General features: G+C 69.0%; 13 protein-coding genes. 9 read left to right on the forward strand and 4 right to left on the reverse strand.

Features of this window, described 5'->3' with window-relative positions:
- Window positions 1-91: 91 nt before the first annotated feature.
- Together GLP40_RS11510 and GLP40_RS11515 are read right to left on the reverse strand one after the other, a co-directional pair.
- Window positions 92-526: a ferritin-like domain-containing protein gene (locus GLP40_RS11510; protein ID WP_154787884.1), complete on the reverse strand. Its 435-nt coding sequence runs from the start codon at window positions 524-526 to the stop codon at window positions 92-94.
- Window positions 523-1104 (reverse strand): hypothetical protein, encoded by a 582-nt coding sequence (locus GLP40_RS11515; protein WP_328290018.1) that lies wholly within the window; start codon window positions 1102-1104, stop codon window positions 523-525. Before GLP40_RS11515 ends, GLP40_RS11510 begins: the two co-directional genes overlap by 4 nt.
- A gap of 313 nt (window positions 1105-1417) precedes the next feature.
- On the opposite strand from GLP40_RS11515, the gene rimP reads away from it, so the two are divergent.
- The 8 genes from rimP (at window position 1418) to GLP40_RS11555 (ending at window position 10171) form a co-directional block, all read left to right on the forward strand.
- Complete coding sequence (gene rimP / locus GLP40_RS11520) at window positions 1418-2038, forward strand: ribosome maturation factor RimP (RefSeq protein ID WP_154787885.1); 621 nt, start codon at window positions 1418-1420, stop codon at window positions 2036-2038.
- Complete coding sequence (gene nusA, locus GLP40_RS11525) at window positions 2035-3078, forward strand: transcription termination factor NusA (RefSeq protein WP_154787886.1); 1044 nt, start codon at window positions 2035-2037, stop codon at window positions 3076-3078. The genes rimP and nusA overlap by 4 nt, the downstream gene beginning before the upstream one ends.
- Window positions 3079-3252: 174 nt before the next feature.
- Window positions 3253-3561, forward strand: a complete 309-nt coding sequence (locus GLP40_RS11530; protein ID WP_230329519.1) for a YlxR family protein — start codon at window positions 3253-3255, stop codon at window positions 3559-3561.
- Between the two features lie 108 nt (window positions 3562-3669).
- The gene (infB, locus tag GLP40_RS11535; RefSeq protein WP_328290019.1) at window positions 3670-6759 is read left to right on the forward strand and encodes a translation initiation factor IF-2; all 3090 of its coding nucleotides are present in this window, start codon (window positions 3670-3672) and stop codon (window positions 6757-6759) included.
- Window positions 6760-6869: 110 nt separating this feature from the next.
- A complete protein-coding gene (locus GLP40_RS11540; protein ID WP_154788195.1) occupies window positions 6870-7160 on the forward strand; it encodes a DUF503 domain-containing protein in 291 nt (96 codons plus the stop codon).
- 57 nt (window positions 7161-7217) lie between these two features.
- Entirely contained in the window at window positions 7218-7670 is a 453-nt protein-coding gene (rbfA, locus tag GLP40_RS11545) for a 30S ribosome-binding factor RbfA (RefSeq protein WP_154787888.1), read from the forward strand.
- Window positions 7671-7676: 6 nt separating this feature from the next.
- The gene (locus tag GLP40_RS11550; RefSeq protein ID WP_328290020.1) at window positions 7677-8663 is read left to right on the forward strand and encodes a DHH family phosphoesterase; all 987 of its coding nucleotides are present in this window, start codon (window positions 7677-7679) and stop codon (window positions 8661-8663) included.
- 206 nt (window positions 8664-8869) lie between these two features.
- Window positions 8870-10171 (forward strand): MATE family efflux transporter, encoded by a 1302-nt coding sequence (locus tag GLP40_RS11555; RefSeq protein ID WP_328290099.1) that lies wholly within the window; start codon window positions 8870-8872, stop codon window positions 10169-10171.
- 21 nt (window positions 10172-10192) lie between these two features.
- On the opposite strand, the gene GLP40_RS11560 is transcribed toward GLP40_RS11555, so the two are convergent.
- Both GLP40_RS11560 and grpE read right to left on the reverse strand, forming a co-directional pair.
- A complete protein-coding gene (locus tag GLP40_RS11560; RefSeq protein WP_154787889.1) occupies window positions 10193-11338 on the reverse strand; it encodes a Rieske 2Fe-2S domain-containing protein in 1146 nt (381 codons plus the stop codon).
- Window positions 11339-11811: 473 nt separating this feature from the next.
- Entirely contained in the window at window positions 11812-12327 is a 516-nt protein-coding gene (gene grpE, locus GLP40_RS11565; protein ID WP_230329483.1) for a nucleotide exchange factor GrpE, read from the reverse strand.
- A gap of 49 nt (window positions 12328-12376) precedes the next feature.
- On the opposite strand from grpE, the gene GLP40_RS11570 reads away from it, so the two are divergent.
- Entirely contained in the window at window positions 12377-14059 is a 1683-nt protein-coding gene (locus GLP40_RS11570; RefSeq protein ID WP_154787890.1) for an Hsp70 family protein, read from the forward strand.
- Window positions 14060-14085: the final 26 nt, after the last annotated feature.

A 14085-nucleotide genomic window follows, 5' to 3' on the forward strand; every position in this document is an offset into this window, starting at 1 on the left:
GCCTGCGCAACTGCCTGTCATGGGTCCCCTCCAGCTGGACGTCTTCAGCTGAAGGGGATTCGGTCCCGACGGGGCGCAGGATTGCTGTGGGTCAGGGCTTGCCCGGGAACGCTGCCGTCGCGGGGTTGGTCCCGAGGATGGACTGCCAGGTGGCAAGGCGCACAGCGCATTCGGTGAGGGCCTCGATGCCGGTGCGCCGCACGTCCGTTGTGTCGGCCTGCTCGACCACCGAGCGCCACGCTGCCGCGGTGTCGGACTCGACGGTGACCGCCAGCTTCGCCGCCGGGATCGGGTCGTTCACCGGTATCGGCGAGGTGTAGGCGGCGGCGGGCTCGGGAACCGTTGCGCCGGAAGCCTTCAGCGCGTCGATGGTGGCGTCGCGGCGCGCGCGGTGCGCGGCGGTGTATTCGGCCACCAGACTGTCGCGATCGTGGTTGGCGTAGGCGGCGATCACGCCGTAGGCGTAGACAGCGGCGTACTCGGCGCTCAACGCATCGATGAGCGCCTGCTGATCCGTCGTGGTCATCCGAGCAGAACCCCCGAGTGGGTCGCGCAGCATGCGCTGATAGAGGAGAGCAGGCCGGCGCGGTAGCCGGTGAGCTGGACGCACAGGTCGGCGGCCGAGCGCTGGGACTGCTGGAGCTGGGTACGCAGGGCGGCCACTGTCGGTGGCGGCACCGGCGCGACCGGCGTGACCGGCGGGATGCGGCGGCTGGGGGTAGTGCCGTCGCCGTAAACACCTGTGGCGCGGTCGATTTCGGTGCGCAGCGCATCGGCGTGCGCGGTGCGCTGGGTGGCGACGGTCTGCAGAGCCCCGGCCTTGTCCGGGCTGGTCGCGATCGCCGCGGTGGCGGCGGCCGCATCCGTGCGCGCCGCGGTCTCTTGCGTGATCAGCGGATCCGGCGTGGCGGGAGTCTCGTCCTTCGTGCAGGCGGCCAGCGCGCCCACCGCCGCCATCGCCAGCGCGCCGCCGCCGGCAAGCCGCAGCGCGGAGCGGCGGTTCACGGCGGGGAGGGAAGGCGGGGTGGGGGACGACCCGGTCCGGTCCGGCTGGACCGTGAGACCGACGACACCGGCCGGAAGGCCGCTCTGACTGCTGGGCACGGCATACATGGTGCCAGCCGTCGCGGGCAGCTTGCTGCACGAGGGTCGTCGGATAGGCTGTGATCTGGAACGACGGGAAACCGTCATGGGCGCGTCGCTGCTGGATATGCCGACAGCACCGCTGCGCCGACCATGCCGAACTCGAGCGAGTTGGCTGGTCCTTTACACTCTTTCCGCGCGTTACGCTAGATCTTCGGCACGGTATTTCGCCGAATCCGCCCTCGCCAGGGCGGAGACAGGCCTGCCGACCGTGCCCGACCAGTATCGATACCGACAACTCAACCCGTGACAACTGAACCAGGAGCCGCCCCACATGCCGATGCCGACCGAGGAAAGGGTGAGCCAGCTAGTTGCTGGGCTCGTCGAACGCCGAGGATTCGACCTCGAAGGCGTCGCGATTTCGGCTGCCGGTACAGCGCAGGCCAAGGTCAAGGTCACCGTCGACAGTGATGGATCTCCCGACCTGGACGCGGTCGCGGAACTCAGCTCGGAGATCTCGCAAGCCCTCGACGACGCCGGTGACTTCGGCGAGACCGCCTACCTGCTCGAGATCACCACCCCCGGCATCGACCGGCCTCTCACCTCCCCGCGCCACTGGCGGCGCGCCCAGGGACGCAAGGTGCAGATCGTCCTGCGCTCCGGCGCCGAATCACCGGAAGAGAAGGGCAGAACCACGTTCGAGGCCCGCGTCGGCGTCGTCACCGACAACGACGTCGCCCTGGTCCTCGGCGGCAAGCGGAAGCCACACCGGGTGACGGTGCCGCTGGCCGATATCCAATCCGCTGTCGTCCAGGTGGAATTCAATCCACCCGGCGCGGCCGAACTGGAGCTCGCAGGGGGAGTAGCGCCGGGCCGTCCCCAGCCCGGCGCACAGGAGGGATCCGAAGCCGACACAGCAGCGTCCGATTCACTGACCGAAGGGATCGTGGAATGAACATCGAAATCGAAGCCCTGCGCGCGATTGTCGCCGACAAGGGGATCTCGATGGAGACGGTGATCTCCGCGATCGAGTCCGCCTTGCTCACCGCCTACCGGCACACCGAGGGCCACCAGCCCAACGCCCGCATCGACATCAATCAGAAGACGGGTGTCGTGCGGGTGATGGCCCGCGAACTCGACGCCGACGGGAACGTCATCTCCGAATGGGACGACACCCCCGAAGGTTTCGGCCGCATCGCCGCCACCACCGCCCGCCAGGTCGTCCTGCAGCGGCTGCGCGACGCCGAGAACGAGAAGTCCTTCGGCGAATTCTCCACCCACGAGGGCGACATCGTCGGCGGTGTGGTGCAGCGCGACGCCCGGATGAACGCCCGCGGCACCGTCGTGGTCCGCATCGGTTCGGAAGCCCATGGCGCCGAAGGTGTCATCCCGCCCGCCGAGCAGGTGCCGGGCGAGACCTACGAACACGGCGACCGCATCAAGTGCTACGTGGTCGGCGTCTCCCGCGGCCCGCGCGGCCCGCAGATCACCCTCTCGCGCACCCACCCGAACCTGGTGCGCCGCCTGTTCGCGCTGGAGGTCCCCGAGATCGCCGACGGCTCGGTGGAGATCGTGGCCGTGGCCCGCGAGGCCGGGCACCGCTCCAAGATCGCGGTGCGCTCCACGGTCCCCGGCGTCAACGCCAAGGGCGCCTGTATCGGCCCGATGGGCCAGCGGGTGCGCAATGTGATGAGCGAGCTGGCCGGCGAGAAGATCGACATCATCGACTACGCCGAGGACCCCGCCGCCTTCGTCGGGAATGCGCTGTCCCCCTCGAAGGTTGTATCCGTAACGATCGTGGACCCCGAAGCCCGCGCCGCGCGGGTGGTGGTTCCGGACTTCCAGCTCTCGCTCGCCATCGGCAAGGAGGGCCAGAACGCCCGACTGGCGGCCCGGCTCACCGGCTGGCGGATCGACATTCGCTCCGATGCGGCCCCCGATGTACAGGGCGGTGTCCGGCCGGCGGCGGCCGCGGGTGGGTCCGATCGCGCGTGAGGCGGCCGCTCACCGGGGTTGATCGTGCCGGATCGATCGGGTCCGGCCGGTCCCGAGATTTGTGAAACAGACCCCTGGGATGACAGGTTGGTAACTTCCAAGGGGTACGGATGCGGAGATCGGGACGTGACAGCGGTAGAGTGGACGCAGGCTCAGCGCGAGTCTTCGGCTTCTCTGCGCGCCGAGCGGGTGTCAGCAAGATCAACACCCGTCCGGACCTGCATCGGATGTCGCAGACGCGAGCTGGCCGCCGATCTGATGCGGGTCGTGGCGCAAGGGACTGCCCCCGGTGGGCAGGACATTGCGGTCATTCCGGATCCGCGGCGCAGACTTCCCGGAAGGGGTGCGTGGTTGCACCCCTCTTCGGCTTGTCTGAGCCAAGCAGTTCGGCGCCGAGCATTCGGCAGAGCACTACGAGTGTCCGGACATCTGGATATCTCAGCCCTGGAGCATTACGTAGAGAACAGGCACGAGCACTCATGAGCAAACCGTGAAGTCCCAGAAATGATCGGCCTTCGAAATTAGTCGAGGTCGTGCGGGCGTCCCGTCGTGAAACGGGCTGTCGCGCTCGACCTCTGAGTGAGGAGAGCAGTGGCAGGCAAGGCCCGCGTGCACGAGTTGGCGAAAGAACTCGGTGTCACGAGCAAAGAACTACTCGCGCGGCTCAAGGAGCAGGGCGAGTTCGTGAAGTCGGCGAGCTCGACGGTGGAAGCACCCGTCGCGCGCCGGCTTCGGGAGTCGCTCGCACCCAAGAGCGCCCCGTCCAATGGGACCGCCAAGCCGGCGGCCCCCAAGCCCAGCGGTGACGGTGCCGCGCGTCCGGCCGCCAAGCCGGCCACCCCGGGTGCGTCCGGTCCCCGGCCCGGTCCGCGTCCGACGCCGCAGGCCCCGGCCCCCGCGCCGCAGGCTCCGGCCGCACAGGTCGCTCCGGCTGCCCGCGCCGAGACCCCCGCGTCTCCGGCTACGGCGGCTCGCCCGGCCCCCGGTCCCAAGCCCGCCGCTCGCGAAAACGCTGCTCCGGCAGCGGCTTCCGCGTCGGCTACCCCGTCGGCTCCGGCTCCGCAGGCCCAGCGTCCGAACGCGCCGCGTCCGGGTGCTCCGGCCCCGCGTCCGGCGCAGGCGGGCAATGCCCCGGCGCAGCAGGGCACCCCGCGTCCGGGCGGACCCAAGCCGGGTCCGAAGCCGCCGCGGGTCGGTAACAACCCCTTCTCCTCGGCTCCGGAGCGTCCGGCGCCGCGTCCGGCTCCCCGTCCGGGTCCGGCCCAGGGTGGCCCGCGTCCCGGTCCGCAACAGGGCGGCCCGCGTCCGGGTCCGGCCCAGGGTGGCCCACGTCCCGGTCCGCAGGGCGCTCCCCGTCCGGGTCCGGCCCAGGGCGGCCCGCGTCCCGGTCCGCAGGGCGGCCCGCGTCCCGGCCCGGGTCAGGGTGGCCCGCGTCCGGCCGCCGGCCAAGGTGGCGGTCCCCGTCCGGGTGGCCCGCGTCCGAGCCCCGGCTCGATGCCGCCTCGGCCCAACCCGGGTGCCATGCCCGCTCGCGCTCAGCGTCCGGCCGGTCCGGGTGGCGCAGGCCGTCCGCCGCGTCCGGGTGGTCCGGGCGGTGCGGGTGCCGGTCGTCCCGGCGGCGGTGGCGGCGGCTACCGCGGTGGCGGCGCTCCCGGTGGTGGCCAGGGTGCCGGCGCCGGTGCCGGTGCCGGTGCACCGGGTGGTTTCCGCGGTCGCCCCGGTGGTGGCGGCGGTGGCCGTCCCGGTTCCGGTGGCGGTCGCGGCGGTGCCGCGGGTGCCTTCGGACGTCCGGGTGGCGCTCCCCGCAAGGGTCGCAAGTCGAAGCGGGCCAAGCGCGCCGAGTACGAGAACCAGCAGGCGCCCATCGCCGGTGGCGTGCGGCTGCCGCGCGGTAACGGCGAGGTCGTTCGCCTCGCTCGCGGCGCGTCGCTGTCGGACTTCGCCGAGAAGATCGGTGCCAACCCGGCCTCGCTGGTGCAGGCGTTGTTCAACCTCGGCGAGATGGTCACCGCTACCCAGTCGGTGAACGAGGAGACCCTCGAGCTGCTGGGTTCGGAGATGAACTACGTCGTGAACGTGGTCTCTCCGGAGGACGAGGACCGCGAGTTGCTCGCCAACTTCGACCTCACCTATGGCGAGGACGCCGGCGATGAGGGCGACCTGCAGGTCCGTCCTCCGGTGGTGACCGTCATGGGCCACGTCGACCACGGTAAGACCCGACTGCTGGACACCATCCGCAAGGCCAACGTCCGCGAGGGCGAGGCCGGCGGCATCACCCAGCACATCGGCGCCTACCAGGTCGAGGCCGAGGTGAATGGCGACGAGCGTCTGATCACCTTCATCGACACCCCCGGTCACGAGGCGTTCACCGCCATGCGTGCCCGTGGTGCGAAGGCGACCGACATCGCGATCCTGGTCGTGGCCGCCGACGACGGCGTCATGCCGCAGACGGTGGAGGCCATCAACCACGCCCAGGCCGCGGACGTGCCGATCGTGGTGGCGGTCAACAAGATCGACAAGGAAGGCGCGAACCCGCAGAAGATCCGCCAGCAGCTGACCGAATACGGTCTGGTGGCCGAGGAATACGGTGGCGACACCATGTTCGTCGACATCTCCGCCAAGCAGGGCACGAACATCGAGCAGCTGCTCGAGGCCGTCGTCCTGACCGCGGACGCTGCCCTGGATCTGCGGGCGAACCCGGACATGGACGCGCAGGGTGTGGCCATCGAAGCCCACCTCGACCGCGGTCGCGGCCCGGTGGCCACCGTCCTCATCCAGCGCGGCACGCTGCGCGTCGGTGACTCGATCGTGGCGGGCGACGCCTACGGTCGTGTGCGCCGCATGGTCGACGAGCACGGCGACGATGTCGAGGCGGCGCTGCCGTCGCGGCCCGTCCAGGTCATCGGTTTCACCTCGGTGCCGGGCGCGGGTGACAACCTGCTCGTGGTCGAGGAAGACCGCATCGCGCGTCAGATCGCCGACCGCCGCAACGCTCGCAAGCGCAACGCCCTGGCCGCGCGCAGCCGCAAGCGGATCTCCCTGGAAGATCTGGATGCCGCTCTGAAGGAGACCTCGGAGCTGAACCTGATCCTCAAGGGCGACAACTCCGGTACCGTCGAGGCCCTCGAAGAGGCGCTGCTCGGTATCGATGTCGGCGACGAGGTGCGACTGCGCGTCATCGACCGCGGTGTCGGTGGCGTCACCGAGACCAACGTCAACCTGGCGTCGGCGTCGAACGCGATCATCATCGGGTTCAACGTCCGGGCCGAGGGCAAGGCGACCGAGCTGGCGAACCGCGAAGGCGTGGACATTCGCTACTACTCGGTCATCTACCAGGCCATCGACGAGATCGAGAAGGCCCTCAAGGGTCTGCTCAAGCCGATCTACGAGGAGCACGAGCTGGGCCGGGCGGAGATCCGCCAGATCTTCCGCTCTTCCAAGTTCGGCAATATCGCCGGTTGCATGGTGCTCTCGGGCATCGTCAAGCGGAATGCCAAGGCGCGCCTGCTCCGCGACAACATGGTGGTCGCCGAGACCACCATCCAGTCGCTGCGTCGCGAGAAGGACGACGTGACCGAGGTCCGCGAGGGCTACGAATGCGGTCTGACCGTCGGCTTCAACGACATCAAGGACGGCGACATCATCGAGGCCTACGAGCTGCGGGAGAAGCCGCGCGACTAGGAGGCAGTACACGATCCCGCCGGGCCTTCGGGTCCGGCGGGGTGGTGCCCCTTTTCCTTTCCGGGTAACCATGCGCGCATTCCCCGGGGCGCGTTCATATGACTGAAAAGATGTTCTTCGGAGCGCTCGAGTTCGATATCTTGCTCGGTGATGTGCATTCACTGAAAGAGAAGCGCTCTGTCATCCGCCCTATCCTCGCGGACCTGAAGAGGTTCGGCGTGAGTGTCACCGAGGGCGGAGATCATGACCGGTATCGGCGGGCATTGCTCGGTGTGGCAATGGTCAGCTACGGCATGAATCACCTGACCGAGGTGCTGGACAAGTGTGAACGGCACGTCGCCAATCGTCCGGAGCTACAGTTGCTGGCGGTACGCCGCCGCATCTTCGGACCCGAAGACTAGACAGGCGCGGGGAGAGACAGAGGGCTCCTCCGCCAGGAGAAGTGAGGAGGGCTCGGCATGGCTGATCAGGCCCGAGCACGCCGACTCGCGAAGCGCATCTCGTCGATCGTGGCCACCGCGATCGAATACGAGATCAAGGATCCGCGACTGCGGTTCGTCACCATCACCGACGCCAAGGTGACCGGCGACCTACGCGAGGCGACCATCTACTACACCGTCATGGGCGAAACCATCGACGCCGAACCCGATTACGCGGAGGCCGCGGCCGGTTTGAAGAAGGCCGCCGGCATTCTGCGCTCCAAGGTCGGCGCGGGCACCGGGGTGAAGTTCACCCCGACCCTGGCGTTCACGCTGGACACCGTGCCGAACGCGGCTCGCGAGATGGAAGAGCTGTTGGCCAAGGCCCGCGCGAGTGACGCGCGCGTGGCCCAGGTGGCTGTCGGCGCGAGCTACGCCGGCGACGCGGACCCGTACAGGAGCGACGAGGACGACGAAGACGACGAAGCCTGACACGCCGTGCCTCCCGTCGATGTCACCCCTGCCGTCGAGGTTCTCGATGCCGCGAAATCGGTGACGATTCTCTGCCACGTCCAGCCCGATGCCGATACCGTCGGCAGCGGGCTGGCCTTGGCGCAGGTGCTGCGTCGACGCGGGGTTCCGGTCGTCGTCTCCTTCGCCGAACCGGCCGAGCTGCCGGCCTCCATGCGCTCGCTGCCCGGCACCGACCTGCTGGTCGCTGCCGATCGGGTGCCGCGCGAGGTGGATGTGCTGGTCACGGTGGACTGCGGCAGCGCCGGTCGACTCGGTGCACTGCGTGACCGATTGGCCGGTGCCGCAACCACTCTGGTGATCGACCACCACAGCTCGAACACCCGCTTCGGCGCGGTCAATGTCGTCGACGAGGCCGCCGAATCCACCGCGGGCGTCATCGCCCGCATCCTCGACGCGTGGTCCGAGCCCATCGACCGCGATATCGCGCACTGCCTCTACGCCGGATTGGTCACCGACACCGGCTCTTTCAAATGGCCGCGCGCTGGTTCCCATACTCTCGCCGAACGACTCCTGGCGACCGGCATCGACGGCGCGGCCATCACCCGCACCCTCATGGACACCCACCCCTTCGCGTGGCTGCCCATGCTGTCCCGAGTTCTGGCCTCGGCCCAGTTGATCCCCGACGCCGCCGCCGGTGCGGGCCTGGTCTACGTCGTGGTCCGCCGCCAGGACATCGAATCCGTCCGCTCCGAAGAGGTCGAATCCGTCATCGACATCGTTCGCACCACCGCCGAAGCCCAGGTCGCCGCCGTCTTCAAGGAAGCCCGCACGGACCCCGACCACTGGACGGTCTCGCTGCGTTCCCACGCCGATACCGACGGCTCGCCCGGCCTGGACGTCGCCCGGATCGCCATCGCCCTCGGCGGCGGCGGACACCGCTACGCCGCAGGGTATTCCACCACCGGCACCGCACCGGAGCTCCTCGCCGACCTTCTGCGCGAACTCGGCTGATCCGGCGGCGTCGACGACCGGATTCCGGCGGGCGGTTTCCGGAGTTCGTGCGCGGGTGGCCAGACGTGCGTTCGAGCGGGTGCGCCGATCGAGTGTGAGATGGTTGGCGGGTGAGCTGTACCGAGGTGTTCGACGGGGCAGGGGAGGAACCCGGGTCTTCGGCGGCCGCGCGTGGGGCGCAGGCCGCGGGGGCGGGGCCGCGGCGGATTCTGGGGATCGCGGTGCCGACGCTCGGGGTGCTGGTCGCGGAACCGGTCTATCTGCTGTTCGACATGGCGGTTGTGGGGCGGTTGGGCGCGTTGGCGCTGGCCGGACTGGCGGTGGGCGGTTTGATTCTGGCGCAGGTCAGTTCGCAGCTGACGTTCTTGAGCTATGGGACGACGGCTCGGGCCGCGCGGCGGCACGGGGCGGGGGATGTGCGGGGGGCGGTGATCGAAGGGGCGCAGGCCAGTTGGCTCGCGGTGGGGGTGGGGTCGACGATCGTGCTGGTGGTGCAGGTGTTCGCGGGGCCGATCACCCGGGCCATCGCGGGTGGGGGTGACATCGCGTCGGCGGCGGAGTCCTGGGTGCGGATCGCCTTGTTCGGGGTGCCGTTGATTCTGTTGTCGATGGCGGGGAACGGGTGGATGCGCGGGGTGCAGCAGACCCGGCGGCCGCTGGCCTATGTGCTGGCGGGGCTGGTGATTTCGGCGATCCTGTGCCCGACGCTGGTGCATGGGCTGCTGGGTGCGCCGCGGATGGAGCTGGCGGGGTCGGCGGTCGCGAATCTGATGGGGCAGTTGGTTTCCGGCGGATTGTTCGTGCGGGCGCTGCGGCGGGCGCAGGCGCCGCTCGCGCCGCACCTCACGATCATGAGGGCGCAGTTGGTGCTGGGCCGGGATCTGATCGTGCGGAGCTTGGCGTTCCAGGCGTCGTTCGTGTCGGCGGCGGCGGTGGCCTCGCGGTTCGGGGCGGCCTCGGTGGCCGCGCATCAGCTGGTGTTGCAGATCTGGAATTTCCTGGCGCTGACGCTGGATTCGCTGGCCATCGCGGCGCAGACCCTGGTGGGCGCGGCGCTCGGGGCCGGAAACGCGCGCGGCGCTCAGGGTTTGGCGCGGCGGATCACCGGTTGGTCGACGGTGTTCGCGGTGGTGCTGGCGGCCGTTTTCGCGGCCGGATACGCGGTGATCCCGCGACTGTTCACCGAGGATCCGTCGGTGCTCGATCGCACGCACGTGGTCTGGTGGTTCTTCGTCGCCATGATCCCGGTGGCGGGCGTGGTGTTCGCGCTCGACGGCGTGCTGCTGGGCGCGGGTGACGCGGCGTTCCTGCGCAATGCCACGCTGGGGTCGGCGCTGCTGGGGTTCCTGCCGATGATCTGGTTGTCGCTGGCCTTCGATTGGGGGATCGGCGGAATCTGGACCGGCCTGGTCGCTTTCATGCTGCTGCGTGTGGTCGCGGTCGGCTGGCGGGCGCTGTCGGGACGGTGGGCGCGGGTCGGGGCGGAGGTGCCGGGACGACTGTCGTGACCCGTCCCGGCGGTCGCGGAATCAGTCGGTGGAGCCGTTCGCCTGCGCGGCGGCCCGCCTTTCGAGGTTCTCGGCGACCTCCGCCTGCCAGTTCTCATTGGCGTGGGTGGTGTCGACCTCGTATTCGAAACGGTCGGTCATCTCCGGTTTCACATCGGCGACGTCGACATAGAACTGTTCGTACCAGCGCCGGTGCTGATAGACCGGCCCGTCCTCCTGAGTGAGCAGTGGATTGTCGATGCGGGTCTTGTGTTTCCAGATCTCCACGTCCTGCAGGAAGCCGACGCCGAAGCTCTTGCCGAATGCCTTGGCCAGTTTCTCGGACTTCTCCGGCGGCAGGCCCTTGATGCGCTGCACGCTCACACCCCATTGCAGGACGAAGGAATTGTGCGTCACCGGGTAGTGGCAGTTGATGAGCACCACCTCCACGGTATTGTCGCCGAAGTCGTTGTGCAGGTAGTTGATCATGTACGACGGCCCGAAATATGAAGCCTCCGAACGCAATAGCGACATCTCCTGCGAGTAGTTCGACGTCGTGTGCACGTCCGGCCGCCCCTTGGAGTGCAGGAACTGCGTGGCGACGTGCCCCTCGAACACATTCTTGAAGTACACCGGGTACGCGTGGTGAATGTAGAAGAAGTGCGCCATATCGACGTTGTTGTCGATGATTTCGCGGCAGTGCGAGCCCTCGATGAGCAGGCTGTTCCAGTCCCAGTCGCTCCACTCGCCGGTGCCGATGCCCGTGATGTGCGGAATGGCGACCTCGGGCGGCGGCGGATTGCCCTCCGGGTCGTTCCACACGAAGAACTGCCCGTTCTCCTCGCAGGTGGTCCAGGATTTGGTGCGCGCCAAGGGCGGAACGCGGCGCGCGTAGGGAATGGCGGCGCATTTGCCGTCGCCGCGCCAGCGCCAATCGTGGAAGGGACAGGCGATGTTGTCGTCCTTGACGCTGCCGTAGGACAGATCCGCGCCCATGTGCCGGCAGTAGCCGTCCAGGGCGTGCAGTTCGCCCTTGCTGTCGGACCAGATCACCAGCTTGGTGCCGAAGGCGTCGACCGAGTGCGGTTTTCCGTCGCGGAAGCTTTCCGCGAGCCCGAGGCAGTGCCAGCCCCGGGCGAATCGCGTCATCGGTTCGCCGACATCGATACTGCGATAGTGCTGACTCATGTGTGCCTCCGCGTTCGATTATCAGGGTCATCACATCGGGCGGGAGCCGATTGAGACCGATGATGCGGCGCGGAATTGACGTCCACGACCTGGCGTCAGGCGGTGTCGGTCATTCGGCGAAGTCGGGGCCGACCACGATGCCGGTGTGGTCGAACGTGAAGTCGAGCCGCCGGTGCTCGGTCACGGCGCGCTCCACCAGGTCGGCCGGCGTCTCGTGATCGGTCACGTCGGCGACCAGGGCGGCGAGGTCCCGGCGCTGCTCGCGGCGGGCGAGTCCTGGCCCGTCACCTCGCGATCGACGGCGTAGACGCGCGGGCCCGCTGCGGCGGCCGGGTCACGAGCGCCCTCCCCATGCCCGAGGCGGCGCCCGTGACGATCGCGGTGGCGGCGGAACAGGTTACGAGCCCGAGGACGAGCACTTGTGAATACCGGAACAAGCGTCAGTTTCTCGGGCGATGCCGGATCGGGGCGGTTCAGGCCCTGCGATACCGGCGCACAACGACTTTGGCGGGCCGGATGGAGCGATCCCCTATGGACAGTCCCGGCTGGATGACCGACTCCACGGTCCGGTCCGCGGTCGGATCGTCGGTGGCGGTGAGCTCGGCGGCCTCCATGGTCTCCGGATCGAAGGCCGTGCCCCGGAACGGTGTCACCAGCTCGCCGCCCCGCTCGGCCAGCATGCGCTCGACCCGGCGGCTCATGGCCTCGAAGCCCTGCCGATCCGGCTCCGAGTTCGAGGTGGAGGCGAAGGTCTGCGCCAGGCCGTGCAGGGCGAACAGATCGCGGATCAGGGGCGCGTCGGCCTCGGCCCGCTCGTCCTGGATCTTCAGCTTCGCCGCGTCGGCGAGTCGTTCGATGGTGGCGGCCTGCCGGGCGATGACGCGCGCGAGGTCGTCGATGCGTTCGGTGATGCGGTCGAGTGTCGCCGCGGGCGCGTCGGTCATGGCGGGCACCTCGTGGAGCGTGGCCGCCGGGGCTGGATCGGTCATGCTCGAACGATAGACCCGGCAGTCGGCTACGGCTGCTACCATCGCCGCCATGGGGGTCTATGGAATCGATCTGGGCACAACGAATTCGGCAATTGCGGCAATAGCGGCAGATGGTCGGCCGGAGGTGCTGATCGGGCTCACTGGTGAACCGACCGTCCCGTCGGTGGTGTTGTTCGCCTCCGCCACCGACCATGTGGTGGGCGAGGGCGCGCGGCGGCAGGCCCGCCTGGATCCCGATCACGTGTGCACACTGGTGAAGCGCCGCATGGGGGATGCGGAGTGGCGATTCGGCGCGCATGGACAGCTGTGGTCGGCGCCCGTGGTGTCCGCGCTCATCCTGAAAAGCCTTGCCGCCGATGCCGAATTCGCCGGCGGCGAACCGGTGCGGCGGGTCGTGATCACGGTGCCCGCCTACTTCGGCGACGAGGAGCGCCGCGCCACCATGCAGGCCGGCACCTATGCCGGATTCGATGTGGCGGGCGTGCTGTCCGAGCCCATCGCGGCGGCGCTGTCCTACGGCTTCGGTCGCCTGGACGGCAGCATCGACATCGGCAAGACGGCCGCGCGCGAGACCGTGCTGGTCTATGACCTCGGCGGCGGCACCTTCGACGCGACCGTCATCGAACTGTCCGACCGGCGCATCTCGGTGCTGGCCGTGGAGGGCGACCATCAACTCGGTGGCGCGGACTGGGACGAGCGTTTGGCGCTGCACCTGTCACAGCAATTCTGTGCGGCCAACCCGGATGCCGAAGACCCCCTAGACGATTCGGTCGGCTCGCAGCTGCTGGTGCTGGCGGCCGAACAGGCCAAGCGGGAGCTCACCACCGCCGACAGCACCGAGGTGGTGATCGCGCACGATGGCGCACGGGCGGTGATCCCGCTGACCCGGGCCGAAGTCGAGTCGCTGACGGCCTCGCTCATGCGGCGCACCCTGGACCTGACCAAGGCGGTGCTGGCCGCGGCGAAGCAGCGCGGGGTGCGGCAGGTGGATCGGCTGCTGCTGGTCGGCGGCTCCTCGCGCATGCCGATGGTGGCCGAGCAACTGCACAAGGAATTCGGGCTGGCCGGTGAGCTGCGCGATCCGGATCTGTCAGTGGCGCGCGGGGCCGCGCTCTACGGCGAGAAGCTGGAAATGGAGCGGCTGGTGCTCGCCGATCTGGTCACCCGGGGCCGACTACGCGACGGCGCCGAACTGCGTGACGCGGATCCGCGCGATCTGGAGGCCTCTCTGGCCCGGGTGGCCGATTCGTTCGGGCAGCCGGTGGGGCTGGTGCGGCGCATGATCGAGATCCAGGTGGACACCGTGGTGTCGCGCGGATTCGGGGTGCTGGCGCTGGATCCGTTCAACGGGCTGGCCGCGAGCTGGCTGGTGCATCGCAATCAGACGCTGCCCATCAAGGTGCGGCGTTCCTACGGCACGGTGCGCGCGGATCAGGATCAGATCGAGCTGACCATTGTCGAGCAGCAGGGACAGGCGGCCTCGACGCGGCCCGAGGACACGAAGGTGTTGGTGGAGGGCAGGATTCGTGATATCCCGCCCGGGTACCCGGAGGGCAGTGAAGTCCGGGTGACCTTCGAGATGGGATTCGACGGCGTCCTGCACGTGACCGCCTACCATGTGGACGCCGATCTGCCGCTGACGCTGTCGGTGCAGACCGGGGCCACCCTGTCGCAGGCGGATGTGGAGCGTGAACTGGATCAGCTGCAACGCACCCGCCGCCGCAACTCCTGACCGATATACGCTGTCCGCCGAAAAGC

Origin of the sequence: Nocardia aurantiaca, assembly GCF_009708175.1 — a bacterium.
GTDB classification, from domain to species: domain Bacteria; phylum Actinomycetota; class Actinomycetes; order Mycobacteriales; family Mycobacteriaceae; genus Nocardia; species Nocardia aurantiaca.